Annotated in this window: 25 protein-coding genes; 13 read left to right on the top strand and 12 right to left on the bottom strand. The window is 73.6% G+C overall.

The features are described from left to right. The first annotated feature begins 121 nt into the window (after positions 1–121). The 6 genes from ACFYZL_RS18580 to ACFYZL_RS18555 all read left to right on the top strand — a co-directional run bounded on the left by ACFYZL_RS18580 (position 122) and on the right by ACFYZL_RS18555 (position 4,560). Positions 122–796 (top strand): amino acid ABC transporter permease, encoded by a 675-nt coding sequence (locus ACFYZL_RS18580; protein ID WP_384758799.1) that lies wholly within the window; start codon positions 122–124, stop codon positions 794–796. Next, positions 793–1,686, top strand: a complete 894-nt coding sequence (locus ACFYZL_RS18575) for an amino acid ABC transporter permease (RefSeq protein ID WP_388680043.1) — start codon at positions 793–795, stop codon at positions 1,684–1,686. The genes ACFYZL_RS18580 and ACFYZL_RS18575 overlap by 4 nt, the downstream gene beginning before the upstream one ends. Before the next feature lie 153 nt (positions 1,687–1,839). Continuing rightward, positions 1,840–3,438: an FAD-dependent monooxygenase gene (locus tag ACFYZL_RS18570; RefSeq protein ID WP_384758793.1), complete on the top strand. Its 1,599-nt coding sequence runs from the start codon at positions 1,840–1,842 to the stop codon at positions 3,436–3,438. Positions 3,439–3,470: 32 nt separating this feature from the next. Continuing rightward, a complete protein-coding gene (locus tag ACFYZL_RS18565; protein WP_311318651.1) occupies positions 3,471–3,557 on the top strand; it encodes a putative leader peptide in 87 nt (28 codons plus the stop codon). Positions 3,558–3,637: 80 nt separating this feature from the next. Further along, positions 3,638–4,174: a cysteine dioxygenase gene (locus tag ACFYZL_RS18560; protein ID WP_384758790.1), complete on the top strand. Its 537-nt coding sequence runs from the start codon at positions 3,638–3,640 to the stop codon at positions 4,172–4,174. Then, positions 4,171–4,560 carry a rhodanese-like domain-containing protein gene (locus ACFYZL_RS18555; protein ID WP_384758787.1) on the top strand — a complete coding sequence of 130 codons (390 nt, stop codon included), beginning with the start codon at positions 4,171–4,173 and terminating at the stop codon, positions 4,558–4,560. Before ACFYZL_RS18560 ends, ACFYZL_RS18555 begins: the two co-directional genes overlap by 4 nt. 352 nt (positions 4,561–4,912) lie before the next feature. Here the strand turns inward: ACFYZL_RS18555 and ACFYZL_RS18550 are convergent, their stop codons facing one another. The 3 genes from ACFYZL_RS18550 to recA all read right to left on the bottom strand — a co-directional run bounded on the left by ACFYZL_RS18550 (position 4,913) and on the right by recA (position 9,250). Next, positions 4,913–7,462 (bottom strand): FtsX-like permease family protein, encoded by a 2,550-nt coding sequence (locus ACFYZL_RS18550; protein WP_388680039.1) that lies wholly within the window; start codon positions 7,460–7,462, stop codon positions 4,913–4,915. Positions 7,463–7,552: 90 nt separating this feature from the next. Further along, the gene (gene recX, locus ACFYZL_RS18545; RefSeq protein ID WP_384748485.1) at positions 7,553–8,128 is read right to left on the bottom strand and encodes a recombination regulator RecX; all 576 of its coding nucleotides are present in this window, start codon (positions 8,126–8,128) and stop codon (positions 7,553–7,555) included. Between the two features lie 3 nt (positions 8,129–8,131). Continuing rightward, the gene (recA, locus tag ACFYZL_RS18540; protein ID WP_384748482.1) at positions 8,132–9,250 is read right to left on the bottom strand and encodes a recombinase RecA; all 1,119 of its coding nucleotides are present in this window, start codon (positions 9,248–9,250) and stop codon (positions 8,132–8,134) included. Positions 9,251–9,361: 111 nt separating this feature from the next. Between recA and ACFYZL_RS18535 the strand changes: the two genes are divergently transcribed. Then, positions 9,362–9,505, top strand: coding sequence for a hypothetical protein (locus ACFYZL_RS18535; protein ID WP_388680035.1), 144 nt, complete (start codon positions 9,362–9,364; stop codon positions 9,503–9,505). A 339-nt stretch (positions 9,506–9,844) separates the two neighbouring features. Here the strand turns inward: ACFYZL_RS18535 and ACFYZL_RS18530 are convergent, their stop codons facing one another. Further along, positions 9,845–10,495 carry a class I SAM-dependent methyltransferase gene (locus tag ACFYZL_RS18530; RefSeq protein WP_388680032.1) on the bottom strand — a complete coding sequence of 217 codons (651 nt, stop codon included), beginning with the start codon at positions 10,493–10,495 and terminating at the stop codon, positions 9,845–9,847. A gap of 115 nt (positions 10,496–10,610) precedes the next feature. Here ACFYZL_RS18530 and ACFYZL_RS18525 point away from each other — a divergent pair, with 115 nt between their 5' ends. Further along, positions 10,611–11,366: a Clp protease N-terminal domain-containing protein gene (locus ACFYZL_RS18525; protein ID WP_384748473.1), complete on the top strand. Its 756-nt coding sequence runs from the start codon at positions 10,611–10,613 to the stop codon at positions 11,364–11,366. Here ACFYZL_RS18525 and ACFYZL_RS18520 read toward each other — a convergent pair. Together ACFYZL_RS18520 and ACFYZL_RS18515 are read right to left on the bottom strand one after the other, a co-directional pair. After that, positions 11,320–12,408 carry an AI-2E family transporter gene (locus ACFYZL_RS18520; protein ID WP_384593288.1) on the bottom strand — a complete coding sequence of 363 codons (1,089 nt, stop codon included), beginning with the start codon at positions 12,406–12,408 and terminating at the stop codon, positions 11,320–11,322. The two genes, ACFYZL_RS18525 and ACFYZL_RS18520, sit on opposite strands and share 47 nt — an antisense overlap. 315 nt (positions 12,409–12,723) lie before the next feature. Then, positions 12,724–12,918, bottom strand: coding sequence for a DUF3046 domain-containing protein (locus tag ACFYZL_RS18515; protein WP_030010745.1), 195 nt, complete (start codon positions 12,916–12,918; stop codon positions 12,724–12,726). An 81-nt stretch (positions 12,919–12,999) separates the two neighbouring features. On the opposite strand from ACFYZL_RS18515, the gene ACFYZL_RS18510 reads away from it, so the two are divergent. Next, positions 13,000–13,983 (top strand): hypothetical protein, encoded by a 984-nt coding sequence (locus ACFYZL_RS18510; RefSeq protein ID WP_384748470.1) that lies wholly within the window; start codon positions 13,000–13,002, stop codon positions 13,981–13,983. Here ACFYZL_RS18510 and ACFYZL_RS18505 read toward each other — a convergent pair. The 3 genes from ACFYZL_RS18505 to ACFYZL_RS18495 are packed head-to-tail and all read right to left on the bottom strand — an operon-like array spanning position 13,952 to position 15,912. Then, positions 13,952–14,260: an AzlD domain-containing protein gene (locus ACFYZL_RS18505; RefSeq protein WP_384748499.1), complete on the bottom strand. Its 309-nt coding sequence runs from the start codon at positions 14,258–14,260 to the stop codon at positions 13,952–13,954. The two genes, ACFYZL_RS18510 and ACFYZL_RS18505, sit on opposite strands and share 32 nt — an antisense overlap. A 5-nt stretch (positions 14,261–14,265) precedes the next feature. Next, the gene (locus ACFYZL_RS18500; protein ID WP_384748496.1) at positions 14,266–14,973 is read right to left on the bottom strand and encodes an AzlC family ABC transporter permease; all 708 of its coding nucleotides are present in this window, start codon (positions 14,971–14,973) and stop codon (positions 14,266–14,268) included. 24 nt (positions 14,974–14,997) lie between these two features. Beyond that, the gene (locus tag ACFYZL_RS18495; protein ID WP_384748467.1) at positions 14,998–15,912 is read right to left on the bottom strand and encodes a helix-turn-helix domain-containing protein; all 915 of its coding nucleotides are present in this window, start codon (positions 15,910–15,912) and stop codon (positions 14,998–15,000) included. An 80-nt stretch (positions 15,913–15,992) separates the two neighbouring features. Between ACFYZL_RS18495 and ACFYZL_RS18490 the strand changes: the two genes are divergently transcribed. Continuing rightward, complete coding sequence (locus tag ACFYZL_RS18490) at positions 15,993–20,582, top strand: ATP-dependent helicase (protein WP_384748464.1); 4,590 nt, start codon at positions 15,993–15,995, stop codon at positions 20,580–20,582. A gap of 167 nt (positions 20,583–20,749) precedes the next feature. After that, complete coding sequence (locus tag ACFYZL_RS18485; RefSeq protein ID WP_384748461.1) at positions 20,750–21,460, top strand: hypothetical protein; 711 nt, start codon at positions 20,750–20,752, stop codon at positions 21,458–21,460. A gap of 94 nt (positions 21,461–21,554) precedes the next feature. Here ACFYZL_RS18485 and ACFYZL_RS18480 read toward each other — a convergent pair whose 3' ends face one another. Next, positions 21,555–22,262 (bottom strand): NADPH-dependent F420 reductase, encoded by a 708-nt coding sequence (locus ACFYZL_RS18480; protein ID WP_384748457.1) that lies wholly within the window; start codon positions 22,260–22,262, stop codon positions 21,555–21,557. 148 nt (positions 22,263–22,410) lie between these two features. Between ACFYZL_RS18480 and ACFYZL_RS18475 the strand changes: the two genes are divergently transcribed. Together ACFYZL_RS18475 and ACFYZL_RS18470 are read left to right on the top strand one after the other, a co-directional pair. Next, positions 22,411–23,211 carry an Fpg/Nei family DNA glycosylase gene (locus ACFYZL_RS18475; RefSeq protein WP_384748454.1) on the top strand — a complete coding sequence of 267 codons (801 nt, stop codon included), beginning with the start codon at positions 22,411–22,413 and terminating at the stop codon, positions 23,209–23,211. A 36-nt stretch (positions 23,212–23,247) separates the two neighbouring features. Beyond that, a complete protein-coding gene (locus tag ACFYZL_RS18470; RefSeq protein WP_384748451.1) occupies positions 23,248–24,018 on the top strand; it encodes an SDR family NAD(P)-dependent oxidoreductase in 771 nt (256 codons plus the stop codon). Here the strand turns inward: ACFYZL_RS18470 and ACFYZL_RS18465 are convergent. Further along, positions 23,966–24,238 carry a hypothetical protein gene (locus ACFYZL_RS18465; RefSeq protein ID WP_388680025.1) on the bottom strand — a complete coding sequence of 91 codons (273 nt, stop codon included), beginning with the start codon at positions 24,236–24,238 and terminating at the stop codon, positions 23,966–23,968. The genes ACFYZL_RS18470 and ACFYZL_RS18465 overlap by 53 nt on opposite strands. 144 nt (positions 24,239–24,382) lie before the next feature. Next, positions 24,383–24,760, bottom strand: coding sequence for a helix-turn-helix domain-containing protein (locus tag ACFYZL_RS18460; RefSeq protein ID WP_150259817.1), 378 nt, complete (start codon positions 24,758–24,760; stop codon positions 24,383–24,385). Between the last annotated feature and the right edge of the window lie 52 nt (positions 24,761–24,812).

The following is a 24,812-nucleotide window of genomic DNA, read 5'->3' as shown; positions in this document are numbered from 1 at the left end:
CGCCCCCCCCCCCCCCCCCCCCCCCCCCCCGGGGGGGGGGGCCCGCGCCGCCGCCCCCCCCCCCCCCCCCCGCCCCCCCCCCCCCCCCCCACCGGCCATCCTGGGGAGAGCGCAGGGCAACGTGTTCGACTTTCTTACTTCCGGGCAGTACGACGTGCTCGGAGCCTTCTGGGTGACGGTTCAGCTCACCCTCTACTCCGCGGTCGGATCCCTGATCTGGGGCACGATCCTGGCCGGGATGCGGGTCAGCCCGGTCCCGATCATGCGGTCCTTCGGCACCGCGTACGTCAACGTCGTGCGCAACACGCCGCTGACCCTGCTGATCATCGGCTGCTCGCTGGGCCTCAATCAGACGCTGAAGATCACGCTCGGCGGCGAGAACTTCAAGGAGATCGGCTTCCGCCTCGCGGTCCTGGGCCTGATCGCCTACACCGGCACGTTCGTCTGCGAGGCGCTGCGCTCGGGCATCAACACCGTGCCCGTGGGGCAGGCCGAGGCCGCCCGCGCGCTGGGCCTGAGCTTCTTCCAGGTGCTCACGCTGATCGTGCTCCCCCAGGCCTTCCGGGCGGTCATCGCACCGCTCACCAACGTACTGATCGCCCTCACCAAGAACACCACGGTGGCGGCGACCATCGGCGTGGCCGAAGCGGCTCTGCTGATGAAGGAAATGCTGGAGAACGAGGCGGACGCCATCTTCGCGGTCTTCGCGGTCTTCGCCCTCGGCTTCGTCCTGCTGACCCTGCCCACCGGCCTGCTGCTGGGCTGGGTCTCCAAGCGAGTGGCGGTGAAGCGATGAGCTCCGTTCTGTACGACACCCCCGGCCCCAAGGCCAAGGTCCGCAACCGGATCTACACCGGCCTGTTCCTGGTGCTCCTCGCGCTGGCCCTGTGGTGGGTGCTGTCCCTCATGGCCGAGCAGAACCAGCTCGACGCCGACAAGTGGACCCCGTTCATCACGGACAGCCAGATCTGGACGACGTTCCTGCTGCCCGGCCTCGGTGAGACCCTCAAGGCCGGCCTGATCGCCATGGTGATCGCGCTGCCGCTCGGTGCGCTCCTCGGCATCGCCCGGCTCTCCGACCACACCTGGGTGCGCGTCCCGGTCGGCACGGTCGTGGAGTTCTTCCGCGCCATCCCGGTCCTGATGCTGATGTTCTTCAGCTCCGCGCTGTACGTGATGCTCGGCACCGTCAGCTCGGACCTGCGGCCGCTGTACGCGGTGGTCACCGCCCTCGTCCTGTACAACGCCGCGGTGATCGCCGAGATCGTCCGGGCAGGCATCCTGTCGCTGCCGCGCGGCCAGACCGACGCGGCCAAGGCGATCGGCATGCGCAAGGGCCAGATCATGACGTACGTCCTGGTCCCGCAGGCGGTCACGGCGATGCTGCCCGCACTGGTGAGCCAGCTCGTGGTGATCCTGAAGGACACGGCGCTCGGTGGCGCGGCCCTCGGCTTCGCCGACCTGATGTCGATGAACCGGCAGATCTCGGCGAACTACAGCAACACCATCGCGACCATGGTCGTGATCGCCCTGATCTACATCGCGGTGAACTTCACCCTGACCACTCTGGCCTCGTGGCTGGAGAAGCGGCTGCGGCAGTCGAAGAAGGGCACGGGCGCCGTGGTCGAGGCCGACGTGGCCGAGGTCGACGCGGGCGGCGCGGCGGGCGTGGGCAAGGCTCCCTGACGCCCGGTCAGTACACTGGCGTGACACGTGTGGTGCGGCGGAAGTCATCCGCCGCACCACACGGCGTTGTCCCGACCTGTGTCACTTGACGCAGGCACCTCCAGTGGGTTGCATACGTTCTGTGATCACATACCGGACACCGGGAGCCACATCATGGACCCGGTGATCGTCGTCGGCGCGGGCCCCGTCGGGCTGTCCCTGGCCCTCGCCCTGGCCGGCCAGGGCGTGCCCTCCGTCGTGCTCGACGAAGGCCCCGGCAAGGAGGAGATCCGACCCGCGCGCACCGTCGTCCTGCACGCGGACACCGCCGCCATGGCGCACCGGCTGGGCTGTACGACGCTGCGCGACGAAGGGGCGTACTACGCCGCCTGGCGCACCGTGCGCCGCGGCCGGCCCGCCCAGCGGATCACCTTCGAGGAGCACCCGGCACCCCTGCACGTGCCGCAGCACGCCCTCACGCGCGGACTGCGCGAGTCCGCGGCCGCGCACCCGCTCGTCCAGCTGGTCACCGACAGCAAACTGGACTCCCTGGAACAGGACGAGCGGGGGATCACCGCGCACACCCGCGGCGCCGAGACCACGTGGTGGCGCGGGAGTCACCTCGTCGGCTGCGACGGCGCCCGCTCCACCGTCCGCAAGCTCCTCGGGATCCGCTTCCCGGGCCGCACCGCCGTGGAACGGCACGCCGTGGCCGCGCTGCGCACCGAACTGCCGTGGCCCGGCGAGGCCCTGCTGCACCGCAACCCGCCCTCCGGCCCCGCCGAGGTCACCTCACGGCCGCTGGCCGACGGGGTGTGGCGGTTGGACTGGCTGCTCCCGGCCCGCGGTGAACTCGTCACCCCCGACGCGCTGGTGACCCTGATCCGGGACACCCTCGCGGTGTGGTGCGGGGGCACGACTCCCCCGTACGACCTCCTCGACACGGGCGTCCACACCCTGCACCACCGCCTCGCCCGGCGCTGGCGCGACGGCCGTGCCTTCCTCGCCGGGGACGCCGCCCACCTGTTGGGAGCCCTCGGAACCCAGGGCGTCGAGGAAGGGCTGCGGGACGCGGAGAACCTGGCCTGGAAACTGTCCCTGGCCTGGCACCAGGGTGCCTCCGAGGAACTCCTCGACAGTTACGAGGGCGAGCGGCGCACCGCGGTCGCGGCCCGGCTGCGCGCCGCCGACCAGGCGATGCCCACGCTGCGGGCGGGGGGCGCGCTGCGCACCTACCTGCCCGGGGCCGCGCGTTCCGCCGAGACCCTGCTCACCGACGGCCACCTGGGACGGGGGCCGCTGGGCGCCGAGCCGACGTACGCCCCGCCGATGGCCGTGCGGGAGGTCCCGACGGCCACCGAACCGGGGGGCCCCGTGGCCAACGTCCCGGTGACCGCGCCCGACGGCTCGACGGTGCCGCTGCGCGACCTGCTGGGGCAGGGCCGGCTGCTGGTGGTGCTGGTTGCTCCGGGCACCGGGGTCTGGGACCGCCGGCACTGGCTGGGCGCCGGGCTGATGCCCCGGCTCGCGGCGGCGGTGAGCGCCCTGCCGGTCCGGACCGATCTGCTGGTCGCGGACGGCTACCCGGGCGCGCCGGCGCACACCGTGCTCCTCGTACGACCGGACGGGCACCTGGCCGCGACGTTCGCGGGGGTCCGTCCGGCGGAGCTGTACGAGGCGGCGGACGCGGTCCGCGCGGGGGCGCCCGCGGCGCGGCCCGCGCCCCCCTCGGCGACGGCTCCGGCCACGACGCCGACATCCGTGATCGATTGACCGTTTCCGGGACCGCGTGGTTCACTCGCGGAATGACCGGCAACGACGTACGCCTGTGGCGGAGGGTCCATATGGACCTGCTCCGCTATGCGGGCTGCGTGTGTCGCCCTTCCTGCTGAGTCGCCCTTACGCCCCCGCGCGCCCCGTGCCGTCCACCGGCCCGCGCGCACCTCCGCGAACCCAGGAACGGTCACCTTCCATGTCTGCACCCGCGTTCTCCCCTGCCACCACGGTCAACGCCGCCGGCCCCACGGCCGCCGAACTCCTCGCCTTCGCGCTGCGCACCGCGGCGGACCCCGATGTCGTCGCCGCGCTCCCCCTCGACCCCGAGGGGCGTACCTGGATCCGGCTGGACGGCCCTGGCGGCAGCGAGGCCTGGCTGATCGGCTGGCCGCCGGGCACCGGCACCGGCTGGCACGACCACGCCGAATCGCGGGGCGCGTTCGCCACCGCCCGGGGCCGGCTCACCGAGCACTCGCTGTCCGTACGACTCCCCTCGGAGGGCTGGCAGTCCCTGCACCTGGCTTCCGGTGTCGACCGCAGCCGACGGCTGGGCGCGGGCGCCGGACGCGCCTTCGGGGAACACCACGTGCACGAGGTCCTCAACGAGTCCACGACCGAGCACGCGATCTCCGTGCACGCGTACTACCCGCCGCTGCCGCTGATCCGCCGCTACAGCCGCAGCGGCCCGGTGCTGCACCTGGAGCACGTCGAGCGCCCGGCGGACTGGCAGTGAGCGCCCCGGTCGGCATCGACGAGCTGCTGGAGCGGGTCCGCGCGGGCTACGACCGCGTCGACGCGCGGGAGGCGTACGAGGCGTCCCGCGCGGGCGCCCTCCTCGTGGACATCCGCTACCAGGCGCTGCGCGAGCGCGACGGCCTGATCCCGGGGGCGCTCGTGGTGGAGCGCAACGAACTGGAGTGGCGGCTGGACCCGCTGGGCAGCCACCGTGCGGCCGAGGCGACGGGGCACGACCTCCAGGTGGTGGTGATCTGCAACGAGGGCTACGCGTCGAGCCTCGCGGCGGCCTCGTTGCACGCGCTGGGGCTGCGCCGCGCGACGGACCTCGCGGGTGGCTTCCAGGCCTGGCGAGCCGCGGGCCTCCCCGTGTCCCTTCCCTGACGCCCCTTCGGCACCGCCCCCCCCTCGGCATCGGCCGCACCGGCCGGGCGCCGGGGCCGGACCGGCGTGGCCCGGCGGGGCGCGGGCCGCTGCGCGGAGCCGTCCCCCTACCCGCCCTTCCACCGTTCCCCGGGGCTCCGCCCCGGACCCCGCGCCTCAAACGCCGGCGGGGCTGGAGTTTCGCCCGGCGGGACTGGATTGCCCGCAGGGCAATTTCAGCCCGTCCGGCGTTTGAGGACCGGGGGTCCGGGGGCCGGCCCCCGGCAACGGCGCCGCACCGAACCAGCCCCGCCGGCGTTCGCAGCGCGGGGCGCGGGGCGGAGCCTCCGGCAGCCGCGCCGCAGCCCGGCGGCTACGCCTTGGACGTGGCCACGTCCACCGGGCGGACCCGGAGCGCCACCCTCCCCGGGAGGGAAGTGGCCGCGAGGGCCAGCAGTCCGGCCGCCCCGACCACCACCGCGTAGGCCACCGGCAGGACCGCCGGCGCGGCCACGCCCGTCATGCCCACGCTGAACGCGGTCAGTACGGCCAGTGCGATGCCCGACCCCAGCACCGCCCCGATCAGCAGGACGGAGACGGCCTCCGCGCGCAGCATCCGCAGCACCTGCCGCCGCTTCGCGCCCGCGAGCCGCAGCATCGCGAACTCCCGTACCCGCTCGGCGGTGGACATCGCGAGGGTGTTGACCACCGCGATCGCGGTGAAGGCGAGCACCAGGCCCATCGCCAGCAGGTTGATCTCGGCCCCGGCGTCCTGCCGCTCGGCCCGTGCCGCGTCGGCGTCCGCCGCGGAGAGCAGGGCCACCCCCGGGTAGGCCTTCACCGCGGTGGCGAGCCGCTCGCGCCCCGCACCCGCACCCGGCTCCGTCGCCACCAGCACGGTGCTCGCGAGCGGGTTGTCGACGTGTGCGGCGACGAGGCCGTGCGGCAGCGTCAGGTCTCCGAAGCCCAGCCCCCGCGCGTACACGGCGGTGACCTTCAGCGTGACCGGGGTGCCGTCGCCGAGGGTCAGCTCCAGCGGGCTGCCCGGCTTCAGGCCGAGCTGGTCGGCGGCGAGTTCGCTCACCGCGGCGTCGCCCTCGCCGAAGCCGGCCAGGCTGCCGCCGGTGACCTCGGGGTCCCAGGTCCGGGTCAGGCCCGCAGGGGTCACGCCCTGCGCGGCGTACTTCGCCAGGCCCACGCGTACGGAGGTGTGGACGATCTCGGTGGCCGCGGCGACTCCGGGCGTACGGCGGATCGTTTCGGCCGCTGCCGGGGTGACGCCCGGGCCCTGCGCCGCCAGCACCCAGTCGGCCCGGATGCCCTCGCGGGCCTGCGTCCGGGCCGCGTCCCCGAGGGTCGGGGTGATGAAGAGCACGGTGCAGGTCATGCCGACCAGCAGGGCGAGCGGGGTGACGGCGGAGGCCATGCGGGTGGCGTTGCCGCGCAGGTTCGCGCCCGCCAGGTGTCCGCCCGCCCCGGTCAGCTTCAGCGGACCGGCGAGCAGCGCCGTGGCACCTCGTACGAGCAGCGGCCCGAGCAGCGAGACCGCCCCGGCCAGGACCACCACGGCCAGGAAGGTGACCGGGGTGGAGGCCGGCTCGGTGCGCAGCGAGCCCAGTACGACGACCAGCACCGCGCCGCCGGCCAGCAGGAGCAGCCCGAAGGCGGTCCGGAGCCGGCGCGGTCGGGCGGTCTCGACGGCGGCTTCGGCGAGTGCTTCCGCGGGGCGGATCCGGGCGATGCGGCGGCCGGTGATCCGTGCGGCGGCCCAGGCGCCGAGCAGGCTCGCCGCGACGGCGGCGAACATCGGGAAGATCCCGGCGGTGCGCTCCAGCGAGGCGGGGACGACGCCGCTGTCGACGAACCGGCCGTAGAGCCAGGCGGCGAGCGGCAGTCCGGCGAAGGCTCCCGCGATGCCGGCGGCCAGGCCGACGAGCAGGGCCTCGCGTCCGATGAGCTGTCGCAGCTGGCGGGGTGTGGCGGCGATGGCGCGCAGCAGGGCGAGTTCGCGGTAGCGCTGCTGGACGGAGAGGGAGAAGGTGCCGACGACGACGAGGATCGCGACGAGGAGCGAGGTGCCGCCCATCGCGCCGCCCATGGAGACCAGTTTCACGCGGGCTCCGGCGGCGTCGAGGAACTCCACGGGGCCGCGCTCGTCGCCGGTGGCGACCTGCGCTCCGGTGCCGCGCAGGGCCTGCTCGACCCGGCCCGCCAGCTCGGCGGCGTTCACACCGGGTGCGGGCAGGATTCCGATGGCGCCGATCCGTCCGGCGCGGGCGGCGAGCCGCTGGGCCTCGGCGTCGCCGAAGAAGAGGGCGCTCTGCCGGGCGAGGTCCCCGTGGGCGCCCTGCGCGATGCCGCTGACCCGGTACGTCTTCGGTTCGCCGGTCGCCTGCACGGTCAGCTGCGAGCCGGCCTTCAGTCCTGCCCGGGTGGCCAGTGCCCGGTCGACGACGACCTCGCCGTCGCCCTGGGGCGCGCGGCCCTCCACGAGTGCGAAGGGGGTGAGCGCGGCAGAGGTCCAGGCGTGCCCGTACGAGGGCTTCGACTCACCGGGGGTCTTGACGAGCGGGACGGCCTGGAAGGTGAGCTCGGGCACGGCCCGCTCGACTCCGGGGACGGCGCGGACCGTGTCCAGGGTGCCGGCGGGCAGCCAGGCCCGCTCTGCGACGGGCTTCGCCTTGTGCTTCGTCTTCGTCTTGCCCTTCTTCTCCTTGACCGTGGTCTCGTGGACGTTCTGGTCGGCGGAGACGAGGACCGGCGTCGCCGCGTAGCGCTCGGTGCCGATCTTTCCGCGGAGTCCCGTTTCCAGGAGCGTGCCGCAGGCGGTGACGAGGGCGGCCGCGCAGAGGAGCGCGACGAAGGCGCCGAGGAAACCGGCTTTGCGGTCCCTGACGGTCTGGAGGGCGTAACGCAGCATCATGCGGTCAACTCTGGCGCCGGGCGCGCCTTTTGACATTGGCGTGCCCCGGCGTCCGCACCCGGGGGTTACCCCCACCCCGGGCGCACCGGCTCACTCCCCCGGGTACCCGAGTTCGTCGGCGTCGTCGGGGTCCGGGCCTTCCGCCTCCAGGGCGCGGCGGACCACCCGCAGGGCCATGCCCTCCGGGTACCCCTTGCGGGCGAGCATCCCGGCGAGGCGCCGGATCCGCTTGTCGCGGTCCAGGCCCCGGGTGGCGCGGAGCTTGCGCTCCACGAGTTCCCGGGCGGTCTCCTCCTCCTGATCGGAGTCCAGCTGTTCCAGGGCCTCCTCGACGAGGGTGGCGTGGACCCCCTTGGTCCGGAGTTCCTGGGCGAGCGCGCGGCGGGCCAGGCCCCGGCCGCGGTGCCGGGACTCGACCCAGGCCCCGGCGAAGGCGGCGTCGTCGATCAGGCCCACCTCCTCGTATCGGGAGAGGACCTCCTGCGACACCTCCTCGGGGATGCCCCGCTTGTGCAGGGCGTCCGCGAGCTGGCGCCGGGTGCGCGCACTCCCCGTGAGCAGACGCAGGCAGATGGCCCGCGCCTGCTCCTCGGGGCTCTGGGGCGGCAGCTCCTGGCGGCCCTCACGGCCGCCCCGGCGTCCGCCGCCCCTTTCCTGCTCCTGCACGGGTCAGCTCTTGGACGCGGCGGCCTTGGCCGTCGTCTTGGCCTTCGTCGCCGGCGCGGGCACGGCTGCCGAGCCGTCGGCCGGCGCCGCGGCCGCCTCGTCACCCGCACCGTCCGCGGCGTCCTTGCGCACGCCGACGCCCAGCTTCTCCTTGATCTTCCGCTCGATCTCGTTGGCGAGATCCGGGTTGTCCTTGAGGAAGTTGCGGGCGTTCTCCTTGCCCTGGCCGAGCTGGTCGCCCTCGTACGTGTACCAGGCGCCGGCCTTGCGGATGAAGCCGTGCTCCACGCCCATGTCGATCAGGCCGCCCTCGCGGCTGATGCCCTGGCCGTAGAGGATGTCGAACTCGGCCTGCTTGAAGGGCGGCGCGACCTTGTTCTTCACGACCTTGCAGCGGGTGCGGTTGCCGACCGCTTCCGTGCCGTCCTTCAGGGTCTCGATACGGCGGATGTCGATGCGCACCGAGGCGTAGAACTTCAGCGCGCGGCCACCGGTCGTGGTCTCGGGCGAGCCGAACATCACACCGATCTTCTCGCGGAGCTGGTTGATGAAGATCGCGGTGGTCTTGGACTGGTTGAGCGCACCGGTGATCTTCCGGAGCGCCTGGCTCATCAGTCGGGCCTGGAGACCCACGTGCGAGTCGCCCATCTCGCCCTCGATCTCGGCGCGCGGCACGAGGGCCGCCACGGAGTCGATGACGATCAGGTCGAGGGCGCCGGAGCGGACGAGCATGTCCACGATCTCCAGCGCCTGCTCGCCGGTGTCCGGCTGCGACAGGATGAGGTTGTCGGTGTCGACGCCGAGGGCCTTCGCGTACTCGGGGTCGAGCGCGTGCTCGGCGTCCACGAAGGCGACGGTGCCGCCGGCCTTCTGCGCGTTGGCCACGGCGTGCAGGGTCAGGGTCGTCTTACCGGAGGACTCCGGGCCGTACACCTCGATGACGCGGCCGCGGGGCAGCCCGCCGACGCCGAGCGCGATGTCCAGCGCGGTCGACCCGGTGGGGATGACCTCGATGGGGTCGTTCGGCTTGTCGCCGAGGCGCATGACCGCACCCTTGCCGAATTGTCGTTCAATCTGTGCGAGCGCGGCGTCGAGAGCCTTCTCGCGGTCGGTGCCTGCCATGGGTTCCACCCGGTTTGCTTGAGTCGATCGCTTCACGCCATTGACGCTAATGCCTGCCACTGACAATGCGCCTCCACGACCGGTTCGGCTGTGGACAACCCATCAGAATGGATGTTCGATTTCCCTGTCAAGCGCGCCACGCCGGCCCCGGCGGACGGCGCCGCGGGGTCAGAATCCAGGCCCGTGATCATCAGCGGGCGCGCACTCGACCGGGCCGCCCTCGGCCGCCGGCTGCTGCTGGAACGCAGCCACTGACCGTTCCCGACGGACTGCGACGCGTGGTCGCCCTCCAGGTCCGGCATCCCGCCTCGCCCTACGTCGCCCTGCGGAACAGGCTCGCCGGCTTCACCCCCGCCGAACCCGACGCCGCGTCCTCCGGGCGGTCGGCGGTCAGGGCGACCCCGGTGCGGATCGCCTCCGTCGCGGACGTGGCGCAGTTCGGTGCAGCGGGCGCCCGTCCGCGCGGCGCTCCGCGCCCTGGACGACGCCGTCGAGGAGCTCCGGGGGCCGGACGGCGCGACGCCCCCACCACGGGTGGGCGAAGCTCCCGGAGGCAGAGGTCCGGGTGCCGTGGAGCGGCGGCGGCCCGCCGAGTCAGGGGGAGAGCGCGGTTCCGAGGGAGGCCGCGCCCATGGGTTTCGGTGCGCCCTCCTCGTAGAAGACGTCGAGCGCCGTGATCGTGAACCCCGCCGCCTCCACCATGTCGACGGTCGGCCGGGTGAGGTGACAGCCGCCGAGCAGCCGCTTGTTGAGCGGTTCGAGCCGTCGCTGCCAGTCGCGTACGCGCGGGTCCCCCTCCGGGGCGAGGCCGTGCTCGACGAAGTGCAGGGTCCCGCCGGGCTTCAGTACGCGCCGCAACTCCCGCAGGACCGCTCCGGGATCGGGGACCGTGCACAGGGTCCAGGTGGACAGGGCGGCGTCGAAGGTGCCGTCCCCGAAGGGAAGTGACCGGCCGTCGAGTCCGGCCCGGCGCACCGGGATCCGCGAGGCCCCCACGCGGTCGGCGGCCAACTTCCACCCGAGGTCGGAGGGTTCGACGGCGGCCACGCCCGTCACCTCCGGCGGATAGAACGGGACGTTGTGTCCGGAGCCGAATCCGATCTCGACGACCTCGCCGCTCAGGCCTTCGCAGACCCGGCGCCGCAGCGGCCGCGCCTGCTTGACCCCGCAGGCGAGGTCGATGATCCGCGGCAGGATCCGTTCTCCGTAGAACCCCATCCCGACCTCCGTGTCCCGCTTCAGCATGGCACCGCGGGCTCCCGATCGCGTACCGACCGAGCGGCCTACCAATCAACCGACCGACCCCGAAGTGACAACCAACGGTTGACAGTCAACCGACTGTCAACCTAGGGTTGCATCCATGACGAACCCTTCGGTGGAACCCGTTCGCATGACCAATCCGGTACGCCTCGACGATCTGATCGCGGCCATCAACAAGGTCCACACCGACCCCCTGGAGCAGCTCAGCGACGCAGTCGTCGCCGCCGAGGCGCTCGGGGAGGTCGCCGACCACCTCATCGGCCACTTCGTGGACCAGGCCCGCCGCTCCGGCGCCTCCTGGACCGACATCGGCCGCAGCATGGGCGTCACCCGCCAGGCCGCACAGAAGCGCTTCGTCCCCAAGGCCGACAAGGAGGGCGAAGCCGGCCTCGACCCCAACGCGGGCTTCGGCCGCTTCACCCCCCGCGCCCGCAACGTCGTCGTGACCGCGCAGAACGAGGCCCGCGCCGCCGGCAGCCCCGAGATCGGCACGGCGCACCTGATCCTGGGCCTGCTCGCCGAGCCCGAGGGCCTCGCGGCCCTCGCCCTGCGCGCCCAGGACGTCGCGGAGCAGGACGTGCGCGCCGCCGCGACGGCCGCACTGCCCCCGCGCCAGGAGGACCTTCCCGCCCTCATCCCCTTCGACGCGTCGGCGAAGAAGGCCCTGGAGCTCACCTTCCGCGAGGCCCTGCGCCTGGGCCACTCCTACGTCGGCACCGAGCACGTCCTGCTGGCCCTGCTGGAACAGGAGAACGGCGAGGGCCCGCTCAGCGGCCTCGGGGTGGAGAAGGACGCCGCCGAGGCGGCCGTCACCGAAGCCCTGGAATCCGTACTCGGCGGCTCGGACGGTCCGTAGTCGCGGCCGCGCCCTCCGTCAGCTCGTACCGCTTCACGTACGCCCCGAGGAAGGCCTGCAGCGTGGCGACGGCCGGGATCGCGATGAGCGCCCCGACCGCGCCCAGCAGGGCGGTGCCCGCGATGACCGATCCGAAGGCCACGGCCGGGTGGATGTCGACGGTCCTCGAGGTCAGCTTCGGCTGGAGCACGTAGTTCTCGAACTGCTGGTAGACCACCACGAATCCGAGGACGTACAGGGCGTACCAGGGATTGACGGTGAAGGCGATCAGCATCGGCAGCGCGCCCGCCAGGTAGGTGCCGATGGTGGGGATGAACTGGGAGACCAGCCCCACCCACACCGCGAGCGCGGGCGCGTACGGCACCCCGAGGAACACCAGCACGATGTAGTGGGCGATGCCGGAGATCAGCGCCATCAGCCCGCGCGAGTAGAGGTAGCCGCCGGTCTTGGCGACGGCGATCTCCCATGCGCGCAGCACCTCGGACTGCTTCGCGGGGGGCAGTACGGAGCACAGCGCGCGCCGCAGCCTCGGTCCGTCGGCGGCGAAGTAGAAGGAGAAGAGCCCGATCGTCAGCAGCTTGAAGAGTCCGCCGAGCACGGTGGCGGACACGTCGAGCACGCCGGTCGCGCTGTTCTGCACGTACTTGCGCAGCCAGTCGGAGCGCAGCAGGCTCTCCTGGATCTCCAGCCGGGAGAGCTCGGTGTGGAAGGTGGAGTTGATCGAGTCGATCACCGAGTCGAGGTAGCGGGGGAAGCCCTCGACCATCTCGACGATCTGCCCGGCGAGCATGGAGCCGAGCAGGGCGAGGAAACCGACGGCGGCGACGAACACCCCGAGGAACACCAGGAAGGTGGCGAGCCCGCGGCGCATGCCGCGGGCCGCCATCCGGGCCACGGCGGGTTCGATCGCGAGCGCGAGGAAGAACGCGATCAGGATGTTGACGAGCAGCCCGATCAGCTGGTGGAAGGCCCAGCTGCCGAGCTGGAAGCAGGCGACGAGTGCCAGTACGAGGACCACGGCGCGCGGCAGCCAGCGCGGCATCCGCGCGTCGGCTCCGGCGGGAGTGGTGGGTGGGACCCGGCTCCCGTCCCCGGGGGCGCTGCCCCGCGGGCCGGGCATGCGGGGGTGCTCCGCGTGCGCGTCGGCGGGGCCGTCGGCGCCCTCCGGGACGGCGGCCGGTGCTGTCGGCTCCGCCCGCCCGGGCGAGGGCGCGCCCTCGGCGCCCGGGGGCTGATCGGTCGTGTCTTCGGTGGCTGCCACCCGGCCAAGTCTGGCCCACGCGAGGCACTGACCACGAAACGGTGTCCTTCGGGCCCCGGCCGGCGCCCCGGGCGTACCCGGCGGAGCCCCGGGGCGTCAGCGCAGGGAGGCCGGTACGTCCATGGCCGAGCACACGGCGCGCCACACGTCCTTGGTCTCCCAGCCCGCGTCCAGCGCCTGGTGGACGGTCCGCCCGCCGAGCTCCGTCATGACGTGGTCCCGCGCGAAGGAATCGGCGTAGCCCTCGCCGAAGTGCTCCGCCATCCGCTCCCAGAAAATCGTCAACCGCATGCCCCCAGTATCCCGCCCCGGGAGAGTGCACCGGCCGCGTTCGCCCCTCCGCCGTGCGTCACGGCGTCCTACCTTGCACGCATGCCCGGAGACGAAGGTCCTTCACCGACCTCACCGACCTCACCGACCTCGGCGACCCCACTGGCCCGTGCCGAGCAGTTCATCTGGCTCACGGCCCGGGTCCTGGAGCAGCGGCGGTTCGCGTTCCACTTCCTCGGAGGGGACGCCGACGCGGTCGACACCGCCCTCGGCTCGTACCTGAACGGCGACGGCGGCTACGGCCACGCGCTCGATCCGGATCTGCGCGGCCCGCTGAGCCAGCCCCTGCACACCGCGCACGCGCTGCGGGTGCTGGACGGCCTGGGTCGGTGCGGCGGGCAGCGCATCGAGCGGCTCTGCCGCCACCTGACCCGGGTGTCCACCCCGGAGGGTGCGCTTCCGGTGACGTTCCCGGCCCCGCGCTGCTACCCGGCGGCGCCGTACCACCCGGTGCACGACGATCCGCCGGGCGAGCTGCTGACCACGGGCCCGGTGGTCGGGGTGCTGCACCGCAACCGGGTCTGGCACGCGTGGCTCTTCCGGGCCACGGACTTCTGCTGGGACCGGGTCGAGAGCCTGCGCCACACGCATCCGTACGAGCTCCAGGGCGCGGTGGCCTTCCTGGACGGGGCGCCCGACCGGGCCCGCGCGGCGGCGGCCGCGGACCGGCTCGGGAGGCTGGTGCGCGAGCGGGGGCTGGCCGTGCTGGATCCGGGGCGGTGCGAGGACTATCCGCTCGCCCCCGGCTACGCGCCGGGCGAGCGGCTTTTCCCGTACGACTACGCGCGGCGGCCCGAGTCCCTGGCGCGGGGCTGGTTCACCGACGAGGAGGTGCGGCGCTCGCTGGACTTCCTGGCGGCCGAGCAGCAGCCGGACGGGGGCTGGCCGGTGCGCCGCAGGGCCTGGGCGCCGGGCAGCTCGCTGGAGCGGCGGCCGATCGCCACGCTGGAGGCCCTGCTGACGCTGCGGGCGTACGGGCGCCTGCCGGCGCCGGTCAGCCGCCCAGCGCCCGGACGCCCGCGGTGACGACGACGGCGGCCGCGACCACGACCAGGAACGGGGCCCTGAGCAGCAGTGCGAGTCCGGCGGCGGCGAGTCCCGCGGCCCGTGCGTCGAGGACGAGTTCGTGCCCGGTGGCGAAGGTCTGCTGGGCGGTGAGGGCGGCGAGCAGCGCGACCGGCAGCAGCGCGGAGAGCTTGCGCACCAGCGGCCGTTCGAGGGCACCGGCGGGGACGAGGAGTCCGGCGAGCTTGACGGCGTAGCAGCCGAGGACGGTGATCCCGATGGCGATCCACACGTTCATGCCGTTCACGGGCGGCGTCCCTTCATCCAGAGCACGACGGGGGCGGCGAGGGCCGCGATCAGTACGGGCACCCCGGCGGGGAGCACCGGCAGGAATCCGAGTCCGAGGACCAGTGCGAGGGCGGCGACGGCCCGCTCGGTGGTGGTCTTCAGCATCGGTGCGAGGAGGGCGAGGAACACGGCGGGCCCGGCGGCGTCCAGTCCCCACGCGTCGGTGTCGCCGATGGCCTCGGCACCGAGGGCGCCGAGCAGGGTGGTGAGGTTCCACAGCACGTAGAGGGCGAGCCCCGTGACGCCGAAGCCGAGCCGGGCCGACCTGCGGTCCGGCTGCGCGAGTGCCACGGCGGTGGTCTCGTCGATCACCCAGTGCGCGGCGAAGGGCCGTGCCGCGCGGGGCAGCGCGAGCAGCTGCGACAGCCTCAGGCCGTAGAAGGCGTTCCGGGTGCCGAGGAAGAAGGCCCCGGCGGCGGCGGTGAAGGGGTTCCCGCCCGCGGCCAGCGCTCCGACCAGCGCGAACTGGGAGGCGCCGGTGAAGACGAGCAGGCTGAGCGCGCAGGCCTGGAGGGTGCTGATGCCGGCCCCGGCGGCGGTCACGCCGAAGGCGAACCCGGACAGCCCGACGGCCACTCCGACCCCGAGCGCGTCCCTGATCACGGCCGCCCGCGGCCGGGCGACGGGCGGTGCCGGCCGTCGTGTGTCCTGCTCTTCGATCATCGTCTGGTCTCCCACGCCCCGAAACTAGGCGGGGGCGGGCCGGGCCGTCTTGTACGTTCTTGCGCGCGGGGCCCAGGCCCCGCTGTCGTCGGGCGGAGTCCGACCGGCGCGCTCCCGCCGGTAGGCGCCCGGGGGGACGCCCACGATGCGGGTGAAGTGGCGGTTCAGGTGCGGCTGGTCGGTGAAGCCGACGGTCACGGCCGCCTCCGCGGGCGGGGTGCCCGCGTCCAGGAGCCGGCGGGCCCGGCGAACGCGGGCGTCGGTGAGCCAGGTGTGCGGCGGCATTCCGTAGCGGTCCCGGAAGGCCCGCAGCAGGGCGAAGGGGCTGGTGCCCAGTTCGGCCGCCAGCTGCTCCAGGGAGGGCGGGTCGGCCATGCGGTCCTCCAGGACGGCCCGGGCGGCCTCCGCGTCGGTGCCGCCCGTACCGCGGGCCGTGCGGGCCGGCAGCGGTCCCGCGTGCCGGGTCAGCATCCGCGCGACCACGCCCCGCAGCATCGTGTCGGCGGCCAGCGCGTTGCCGGACTCGGCGGCCCGGTGCAACTCGGTGATCGTCCGCGAGGCCTGCGGGTCGGTGACCATGTCGGCGGTGAAGCCGGGCGTGCCGCGCAGGGTGCCGATCTCGGCGGCCACCTCGGCGATCAGTTCGCGGGAGGGGTAGAGGGTGGCGTACGCCCAGCCCTCGGGCACCCCGGCGCGCGCGGTGTGCGCCACCTCGGGGTTGATCAGGACCACGCTGCCCGGTCCGGCGCGCAGTACGTGGCCGGGGAGGCCTATCTCCTCGATGCCGCCGGTGACCGCCGCGATGACGTACCCGTCGTGCGCGTGGCGCGGGAAGGTGTGGCGTACGTAGTGGGCGCGCAGCAGGTCCAGTCCGGGCAGCTCCGGGTACTGCCAGTGCCTGGCCCACTCCCGGCGGCCCTCGTCCGCGTCCGTCCCCATCCCCCCATTCTGGGCCTCGCCCGGCAGGGCTGTTTCCCCAGGTCCGGGCCGTTGTCAGTGGCGGGGTGCACGATGGGGGCATGTCCGGCTCCGCGCTCGATTCGTTCTCCCCCGCGACCCGCTCCTGGTTCACGGGGGCCTTCGTCAGGCCGACCTCCGCGCAGGAGGGCGCCTGGCGGGCCATCTCGGAGGGGTCGGACGTGCTCGTCGTGGCGCCCACCGGCTCCGGCAAGACGCTGGCCGCGTTCCTCGCCGCGCTCGACCGGCTGGCCTCGGCCCCGCCGCCGGCCGAGCAGCGAAAGCGCTGCCGCGTGCTGTACGTGTCGCCGCTGAAGGCGCTGGCCGTGGACGTGGAGCGCAACCTGCGCAGTCCGCTGACGGGGATCCTGCAGGAGTCGGTGCGGCTGGGGCTTCCCGAGCCGGAGATCCGGGTCGGGATCCGTTCGGGCGACACGCCGCCGGCGGAGCGGCGGGCGCTGGCCACACGGCCGCCGGACATCCTGATCACGACGCCCGAGTCGCTGTTCCTGATGCTGACGTCGTCGGCGCGCGAGGCGCTCGCCGGCATCGAGACGGTGATCCTGGACGAGGTCCACGCCGTCGCGGGGACGAAGCGCGGGGCGCACCTGGCGTTGTCGTTGGAGCGTCTGGACGAGCTGCTGCCGCGTCCGGCCCGCCGGATCGGGCTGTCGGCGACGGTCCGTCCGGTGGACGAGGTGGCCCGGTACCTGGCGCCGCGCGGCAGGGTGGAGATCGTCCAGCCGCCGTCCGCGAAGGAGTTCGACCTGTCGGTGGTCGTCCCGGTGCAGGACATGGGCGAGTTGGGCGGCTCCCCGGCGAGCGAGGGCAAGGAGGGCGGGGACAAGCCGTCGATCTGGCCGCATGTGGAGGAGCGCATCGCGGATCTGGTGCAGTCGCACCGTTCGACGATCGTGTTCGCGAACTCCCGTCGTCTCGCGGAGCGGCTGTGCAACCGGCTGAACGAGATCGGGTACGAGCGGGCGATGGGCGAGCGCCTGCCGGAGGGGGCGCCTCCGGCCGAGGTCATGGCGCAGTCGGGTGCCGCGCTCGGCGCGCCGCCGCTGCTGGCCCGTGCGCACCACGGTTCGGTCTCCAAGGAGCAGCGGGCCCTGGTGGAGGAGGACCTGAAGGCGGGCCGGCTGCCCGCCGTGGTCGCCACCTCCAGTCTGGAACTGGGCATCGACATGGGCGCGGTGGACCTGGTGGTGCAGGTGGAGTCCCCGCCGTCGGTGGCTTCCGGGCTCCAGCGGGTGGGCCGGGCCGGGCACCAGGTCGGCGCGGTCTCCACCGGGGTGGTGTTCCCCAAGTACCGGGGCGACCTGGTGCAGGCGGCGGTGGTCACCGAGCGGATGCGCACCGGTTCGATCGAGTCCCTGCGCATCCCGTCCAACCCGCTCGACGTCCTCGCTCAGCAGATGGTCGCGATGACCGCGATGGACACCTGGCAGTTGGACGACCTGCTCGCCCTGGTGCGGCGGGCGGCCCCGTTCGCGGCTCTGCCGGAGTCGGCGTTCACGGCGGTGCTGGACATGCTGGCGGGCCGCTATCCGTCGGACGCGTTCGCCGAGCTGCGACCGCGGGTGGTGTGGGACCGCGTCGCGGGGACGGTCACGGGCCGGCCGGGGGCCCAGCGCCTCGCGGTCACCTCCGGCGGCACCATCCCGGACCGCGGCCTGTTCGGGGTGTTCCTGGCGGGCTCCGATCCGAAGAAGGGCGGCGGCCGGGTCGGCGAGCTCGACGAGGAGATGGTCTACGAGTCCCGTGTCGGGGACGTCTTCACGCTGGGGACCACTTCCTGGCGGATCGAGGACATCACCCGTGACCGGGTGCTGGTGACGCCCGCCCCCGGGGTGCCGGGCCGGTTGCCGTTCTGGAAGGGCGACCAGCTGGGTCGCCCGCTCGAACTGGGCCGCGCGGTCGGTGCGTTCCTGCGCGAGCTGGGCGGCCTGTCGGAGGAGGACGCGCGGCTGCGGCTGCTGGCGGCCGGCCTGGACGCCTGGGCCGCGGAGAACGTGCTGGCGTACCTGACCGAGCAGCGCGAGGCGTGCGGGCACGTGCCGGACGACCGGACGATCGTGGTGGAGCGCTTCCGCGACGAGCTCGGCGACTGGCGGGTCGTCGTCCACTCCCCGTTCGGCGCGCAGGTGCACGCCCCCTGGGCGTTGGCGCTGGGCGCCCGGCTCGCCGAGAAGTACGGCATGGACGCGCAGGTGATGCACGCGGACGACGGGATCGTGCTGCGCCTGCCGGATGCGGACCTGCTGTCGATGGACCTCCTGGACCACGATCCTTCCGCTTCCGCCTCGTTCGAGTTCGACGACGAGCAGGCGCCGCTGGGCGCCGCCGACGTGGTCTTCGACCACGGGGACGTCAACGGGATCGTGACCGACCAGGTGGGCGGCTCCGCCCTGTTCGCCTCTCGGTTCCGCGAGTGCGCGGCGCGCGCCCTGCTGCTGCCGCGCCGCAGTCCCGGCAAGCGGACCCCGCTGTGGCAGCAGCGGCAGCGCGCGTCGCAGCTGCTCCAGGTGGCTTCGGAGTTCGGTTCGTTCCCGATCGTGCTGGAGGCCGTACGGGAATGCCTCCAGGACGTCTTCGACGTGCCGGGGCTGACCGAGTTGATGGGTGACATCGAGGCGCGGCGGGTCCGGTTGGTGGAGGTCACCACTCCGGAGCCGTCGCCCTTCGCGCGTTCCCTGCTCTTCGGGTACGTCGCCCAGTTCCTGTACGAGGGTGACTCGCCGCTCGCCGAGCGCAGGGCGGCGGCGCTGTCGTTGGACTCCCGGCTGCTGGCCGAGCTGCTGGGGCAGGCCGAGCTGCGCGAGCTCCTCGACGCCCAGGTGCTGGAGGAGCTGGAGCGGGAGTTGCAGTGGCTCACCGAGGACCGGCGGGCCAAGGACGCCGAGTCGGTGGCCGACCTGCTGCGGCTGCTGGGTCCCCTCACCGACGACGGGCTGGCGGAGCGCGGCGCGGATCCTGGCTGGGCCCCGGCCCTGGCGGCGGCCCGGCGCGCGATCCGGGTCCGGATCGGCGGCGCGGACCACTGGGCGGCGATCGAGGACGCGGGTCGGCTGCGGGACGCGCTGGGCACGGCGCTTCCGGTGGGCGTCCCGGAGGCCTTCACCGAGCCGGTGAAGGATCCGTTGGGCGATCTGCTGGCCCGGTACGCGCGCACGCACGGGCCGTTCACCACGGCCGCGGTCGCCGCGCGCTTCGGGCTGGGTCCGGCGGTGACCGAGGGCGCCCTGAACCGGCTCGCGGCGGCTGGCCGGGTGGTCCAGGGCGAGTTCCATCCGGCGGGCATCGGGCAGGAGTGGTGCGACGCGGCGGTGCTGCGCAGGCTCCGGCGGCGTTCGCTGGCGGCGCTGCGGCAGGAGGTGGAGCCCGTTCCGCCGACCTCGCTGGCCACGTTCCTGCCGCAGTGGCAGCACCTGGGCGGTGGCCTGCGCGGTATCGACGGCCTGGCGCGGGCGGTCGAGCAGCTGCAGGGCGCCCCGGTGCCGGCGTCCGCGCTGGAGCGGCTGATCCTCCCGTCGCGGGTCGCCGGGTACTCCCCGGCCCTGCTGGACGAGCTGACGACCAGCGGCGAGGTGGTCTGGGCGGGCGCGGGGGCCCTGCCGGGCAAGGACGGCTGGGTCTCCCTCTACCTGTCGGAGGCGGCGCCGCTGCTCCTGCCGCCGCCGCACCCGCTGGAGCCGGGTCCCCTGCACCAGGCCGTGCTGGACGCCCTGGCCGGTGGGTACGGGCTGTTCTTCCGCCAACTCTCCCAGATGGTCCGCGACCGGCATCCCGAGGCCTCGGACCTGGACCTCTCCTCGGCCGTGTGGGACCTGGCCTGGTCGGGTCGGCTCACCAACGACACGCTGGCCCCGCTGCGCTCGCTGCTGGGCTCGGGCCGCACGGCGGGCTCGACGGCCCACCGGGCGCGGCGGACGGTGCCGCGCGGCCGGTACGGCACGCTGAGCTCGACGGTGTCCCGTACGGGCCCGCCCACGGTTTCGGGCCGCTGGTCCCTGCTGCCGTCCCAGGCCCCCGACCCGACGCACCGTGCGCACGCCCTGGCGCGCACCCTGTTGGACCGCCACGGGGTGGTGACCCGGGGCGCGGTCGCGGCGGAGGGCGTGGAAGGGGGCTTCAGCGCGGTGTACCGCGTGCTGTCCGCGTTCGAGGACAGCGGGCAGGCCCGGCGGGGTTACGTGGTCGAGGGGCTGGGCGCGGCCCAGTTCGCGATGGACGGCGCGGTGGACCGGCTCCGTGCGGCCGAGCGCACGCCGCCCCCGCTGGCCGCGGTGGTGCTGGCCGCCGCCGACCCGGCGAACGCGTACGGTGCGGCGCTGCCCTGGCCGGAGCCGCCTGCCGGGGCGAGCCACAAGCCGGGCCGGAAGGCGGGTTCCCTGGTGGTCCTGGTGGACGGTGAGCTGACGCTGTACCTGGAGCGCGGCGGGAAGACCCTGTTGGCGTGGCCGGAGCCCTCCGACCCCCGTCTGGAGGCGGCGTTGGCGGCCCTCGCCGCGGGATCCCGTGCCGGCACGCTCCCGGCCCTCACGGTGGAGCGGATCAACGCCGCGGCCTCGCTGACGTCGCCCCTGGGGGCCGCCCTGGAGTCGGCCGGTTTCCACGCCACCCCCAGAGGGCTGCGCATGCGCCCTTGAAGGCGTCCGACCTCGACCGTCGGGTATCGGGAGGGCTTCGAATGTCTTGGGCATGTCACAGGACCGTCGCCGACCGACTCCCGGACTGGCCTAGGCACTTATTCATCCCCTACAAAGATGATCACAGGCATCACGTTGACGATGCACAGTCATGGGGGAGAAGAAAAGTGAGCAGCATCAGCATGCGCAAGTCCACCCTGGTCGCCGTCGGTCTCGCGGTCGCCGGCACCATGGCCCTGACGGGCTGCAAGAACGGCAACGAGGACGCGGCCGCGCCGAGTTCGTCCGCCCCGGCGGGCGCCCCGGCCAGTCCCTCGGCCGGCGGCTACAGCGAGGCCCCGGGCGGCGCGGCCAGCCCCTCCGCCGGCTACAACGAGGGCACGGGTGGCACGGGTGGCGCGGGCGGTGCGGCGGGTGCCGCGGCGAAGCCCGGCCAGGCCTTCAAGATCGGCGAGACCGCCACGGTGCCGTTCGACTCCGGCAACACCAAGGGCGGCACCATCGCCCTGACGGTCACCGCCGTCGAGCAGGGCAACCCCGCCGACCTGGCGCCGCTCAACCTCGGCGACAAGGTCAAGGGGATGATCCCCTACTACGTGCGCTACACGGTCAAGAACGTCGGCACCGTGGACCTGTCGTTCACCTCGGTGAGCCACATCAAGGGCCTGCTCGCGGACGGAAGCGAGGCGCAGGGCGTCTCGGTCATCGGCAAGTTCGAGAAGTGCAAGGAGGACTCGCTGCCGAAGGGCTTCACCAACGGCCAGACGCAGCAGGAGTGCGCCATCGCGCTGGCCCCCTCCTCGCAGACGAAGGTCTCCGGTGCCCAGTACTGGAACAACCCGTACATGAGCAAGGGCAAGGAGCTCACCTGGAAGTGACGGGGCGGCCGACAGGCCTTCCGTCCTCCCACCGCGAGCCCCCGCGACGGCACCCCGTCGCGGGGGCTCGCCCCTTTGCCCACGGGCTACCCCGTCAGCGCATCACCTTGATGCCGAACCGGGCGCCGCCGAGCGCGAACTGGATCGCGCTGTGCATGTGCGAGTACATCTCCATGCCGCGCGAGCAGACGAGCGGGCCGAGGTCGAGCACGTCCTGCCAGCCGTAGGCCCGCAGCAGGGCGGTGACCTCCGCCTTGGCGTCGTCGTGGTCGCCCGCGACGAACATCGTGTGGTCGCCGCCCGCCACGGAGCGCGGGTCGACGGCGGTCGTCTGCTCCTGGGTGACGCAGGCCTTGACCACCTTGGCCGCGGGGACGGCGCGCTGGATCCGCTCCCCCAGGCTGTCGTGGTCCACCGGGTCCAGGGCGGGCATCACCCCCCACGGGGTGGGCCACGGGTGGGCCTGCTCGGGGTTGTAGACGAACGGCACGGCGTAGTCCATCAGGGTCTTGCCGGCCAGGTGCCGGCCGATCCCGGTGAGCACGTGCACCGCGTTGGCGCCGTCGATCCCGTTGATGACGAAGTCGGCGGCGGCCGCGGCCGCGGCGAAGTCCACGAGCTCGATGTCCGGGTATGCGGCGGCCCACTGCCCGAAGGGATCGATGCCCATGAAATCGGGTTCGGAGCGGCCCAGGGTCACCTGCGCGTCCCGGGTGCCGACGAACACCCGGTGTCCGAGCTCCAGCAGCCGGGCCGCGTGCGCGCGACCTCCACCGCCGGTGCCGAGAACTGCGACCTTCATGCGGATGCTCCGTTCTGCGCGGGCGGCTCCCCGTACGCAGAGCCTCGCGAGGATTCCGCCCCGCCCGGCAGCGGACGCGCGGGCCCACCCCGGCGCGTCCCCCGGCCGGCCGAGTCCACCGCCCCGCTCCGGGGCGGACAATGGGGGCATGCCCGAAGGAGACAGCATCCGCCGCGTCGCGGACCGGCTGCACGCGGCCCTCGCCGGAAAGCCCCTCGTCCGCAGCGACCTGCGCGTCCCCCGCTTCGCCACCGCCGACCTCACGGGCCGCGTCACCCTCGACGTCACGCCCCGCGGCAAACACCTCCTCGCCCGCTTCGAGGGCGGCCTCACCCTGCACAGCCACCTGCGGATGGACGGCGCCTGGTACGTGTTCCCCGTCGACGAGCGCTGGCGCGGCGGCCCCGCCCACGAGATCCGGGCGGTCCTGGGCACCGCCGAGCACACCGCCGTCGGCTACCGCCTGCCCGTGCTGGAACTGATCCGGACCGCCGAGGAGGACCGCGCCGTGGGCCACCTGGGGCCCGATCTGCTCGGCCCGGACTGGGATCCCGCCCTCGCGGCCGCCAACCTGCTCTCGGACCCCGCGCGCCCCCTCGGCGAGGCCCTCCTGGACCAGCGCAACCTCGCGGGGATCGGCAACATCTACAAGGCCGAGCTCTGCTTCCTCGCCCAGGTCACGCCCTGGACCCCGGTCTCCGCCCTCCCCGACCCCGAAACCACGCTCCCCCGGCTGGCCGCCGCCGCCCACCGTCTGCTCGCCGCCAACATCGGCGACACCCACCGCCGCCGCAACACCACCGGCAGCCGCCGCCCCGGCCAGGAGCTGTTCGTGTACGGACGCGCGCACGCCCCCTGCCTGCGCTGCGGCACGCCCGTCCGCGAGGCCCCGCAGGACGATCGGCCCACGTACTGGTGCCCGCACTGCCAATCCGGCCCCACCGCCTAGTTGACGCACCGTCAGATCCGCTCGTACGGTCCCGGCATGCCCACACCCACAGCCTCGTACGACCTCACCGGCCGCACCGCCCTGGTCACCGGAGCCGCCGGCGGCATAGGCCGTGCCACCGCCGTCCTCCTCGCCGCCGCGGGCGCCCACGTGCACTGCGCGGACCGCGACGAAGCCGGCCTCGCCGAAACGGCCGCACTCGTCTCCAAGGCCGGCGGCGCCGCCACCGTCCACCCCCTCGACGTCACCGACCGGGCGGCGCTGCGCGCGGCCGTCGCCGCGGCCGGGCCGCTCGACATCGCCGCCGCGATCGCCGGGATCATGCACAGCAGCAGCGTCCTGGAGACGGCCGACGAGGACCTCGACCGGGTTCTCGACATCAACTTCAAGGGGGTCCTGCGCACCTGCCAGGAGGCCGCCCGCGCCATGATCGCGGCGGGCCGGCCCGGTTCCATCGTCACCATGGCCTCCGGCGCCGTGGACGCCGCCCAGCCCGGTCTGCTCTGCTACAGCGCGGCCAAGGCCGCGGTGGTCCAGCTGACGAAGACCCTCGCCACCGAGGCCGGCCCGCACGGGATCCGGGTCAACGCGGTCGCGCCCGGCTGGATCCGCACCCCCATGACCGACCGGCACAGCCCCGAGGCGCAGGAACAGACCGAGGCGATGATGGTCCGCATGTCCCCGCTGCGCCGGGTCGGCGAGCCGGAGGACATCGCCCAGGCCGTGCTCTACCTGGCGTCGGACGCCTCGTCCTTCATGACGGGACAGATCCTTCGCCCGAACGGTGGAGTGTCGATGCCCTGGTAGCGGCTTCCTCCGCAGCGCCGGACGCCCCCCGCCGGGCCTTCCTCACCGGGCGCGGCACACAGTGCACCGGCAGCAGCCCCAGCCCCCACCCGCCCACGGCCACCGCACCCTCGACGGGCCCGGCCTGAGCCGGCGCGAGGACCAGCCTCAGTACGGCCCACCACCACAGCAGGCCCACCGTGAGGGCCAACGCCACAGGCAGTCGCGGTAACCGCCGCACGGCTGCCTCCCAGGGGGCCGGGACCCGGACGGCCCCATCCTCCCGCACCCCCCGCCAGCCCGCACCCAGAACGGCCGGGAGCCCCGGCCGGTGCTCCACGCACCGACCGGGGCTCCGGCCACACTCACGAACCGACGTGCTCGCTCACGCGGCTACGACATTCACCGCTTCCGCAGGCGCCTTGATGGTCACCCGCTCGGGACCCGTGACCGAAGTCATGGAGACCGAATTGAGCATCGGGCGTACCGGCACACTCACCGGTTCGCTTGCCGCGGCCGACTGTGCCAGCTCGGCCAGCGACAGTTCATCGCTGACTTCGCGCATCAGCTCGGACATCCGTACGTCCAACGCGTCGCAGATCGCGGAGAGCAGCTCGGAGGATGCCTCCTTCTGCCCCCGCTCCACCTCGGAGAGATAGCCGAGCGAAACTCGGGCCGACGAGGAGACTTCGCGCAGAGTACGGCCCTGGCGCTGGCGCTGCCGACGCAGCACGTCACCCAGCAGGCGACGGAGCAGAATCATCGGTGGCTCCCTCCTCTGACCGTGTAGCCGCATCCTTCACGCCCCACCGTAC

It is taken from the genome of Streptomyces sp. NPDC001717, from assembly GCF_042892775.1.
Taxonomy (GTDB): domain Bacteria; phylum Actinomycetota; class Actinomycetes; order Streptomycetales; family Streptomycetaceae; genus Streptomyces.
This window is presented reverse-complemented; position numbering and strand designations above follow the sequence as displayed.

Excerpts from the sequence above, each read along its gene's own strand:
- ACFYZL_RS18470 (WP_384748451.1), top strand. The coding sequence starts at position 23,248 with ATGCCCACACCCACAGCCTCGTACGACCTCACCGGCCGCACCGCCCTG.
- ACFYZL_RS18490 (WP_384748464.1), top strand. The coding sequence starts at position 15,993 with ATGTCCGGCTCCGCGCTCGATTCGTTCTCCCCCGCGACCCGCTCCTGG.
- recA (WP_384748482.1), bottom strand. The coding sequence starts at position 9,250 with ATGGCAGGCACCGACCGCGAGAAGGCTCTCGACGCCGCGCTCGCACAG.
- ACFYZL_RS18475 (WP_384748454.1), top strand. The coding sequence starts at position 22,411 with ATGCCCGAAGGAGACAGCATCCGCCGCGTCGCGGACCGGCTGCACGCG.
- ACFYZL_RS18560 (WP_384758790.1), top strand. The coding sequence starts at position 3,638 with ATGTCTGCACCCGCGTTCTCCCCTGCCACCACGGTCAACGCCGCCGGC.
- ACFYZL_RS18515 (WP_030010745.1), bottom strand. The coding sequence starts at position 12,918 with ATGCGGTTGACGATTTTCTGGGAGCGGATGGCGGAGCACTTCGGCGAG.
- ACFYZL_RS18495 (WP_384748467.1), bottom strand. The coding sequence starts at position 15,912 with ATGGGGACGGACGCGGACGAGGGCCGCCGGGAGTGGGCCAGGCACTGG.
- ACFYZL_RS18500 (WP_384748496.1), bottom strand. The coding sequence starts at position 14,973 with ATGATCGAAGAGCAGGACACACGACGGCCGGCACCGCCCGTCGCCCGG.
- ACFYZL_RS18565 (WP_311318651.1), top strand. The coding sequence starts at position 3,471 with ATGACCGGCAACGACGTACGCCTGTGGCGGAGGGTCCATATGGACCTG.
- ACFYZL_RS18570 (WP_384758793.1), top strand. The coding sequence starts at position 1,840 with ATGGACCCGGTGATCGTCGTCGGCGCGGGCCCCGTCGGGCTGTCCCTG.
- ACFYZL_RS18480 (WP_384748457.1), bottom strand. The coding sequence starts at position 22,262 with ATGAAGGTCGCAGTTCTCGGCACCGGCGGTGGAGGTCGCGCGCACGCG.
- ACFYZL_RS18510 (WP_384748470.1), top strand. The coding sequence starts at position 13,000 with ATGCCCGGAGACGAAGGTCCTTCACCGACCTCACCGACCTCACCGACC.
- ACFYZL_RS18460 (WP_150259817.1), bottom strand. The coding sequence starts at position 24,760 with ATGATTCTGCTCCGTCGCCTGCTGGGTGACGTGCTGCGTCGGCAGCGC.
- ACFYZL_RS18530 (WP_388680032.1), bottom strand. The coding sequence starts at position 10,495 with ATGCTGAAGCGGGACACGGAGGTCGGGATGGGGTTCTACGGAGAACGG.
- ACFYZL_RS18520 (WP_384593288.1), bottom strand. The coding sequence starts at position 12,408 with ATGCCGCGCTGGCTGCCGCGCGCCGTGGTCCTCGTACTGGCACTCGTC.
- ACFYZL_RS18505 (WP_384748499.1), bottom strand. The coding sequence starts at position 14,260 with ATGAACGTGTGGATCGCCATCGGGATCACCGTCCTCGGCTGCTACGCC.
- ACFYZL_RS18525 (WP_384748473.1), top strand. The coding sequence starts at position 10,611 with ATGACGAACCCTTCGGTGGAACCCGTTCGCATGACCAATCCGGTACGC.
- ACFYZL_RS18575 (WP_388680043.1), top strand. The coding sequence starts at position 793 with ATGAGCTCCGTTCTGTACGACACCCCCGGCCCCAAGGCCAAGGTCCGC.
- ACFYZL_RS18550 (WP_388680039.1), bottom strand. The coding sequence starts at position 7,462 with ATGATGCTGCGTTACGCCCTCCAGACCGTCAGGGACCGCAAAGCCGGT.
- ACFYZL_RS18535 (WP_388680035.1), top strand. The coding sequence starts at position 9,362 with ATGTTCGATTTCCCTGTCAAGCGCGCCACGCCGGCCCCGGCGGACGGC.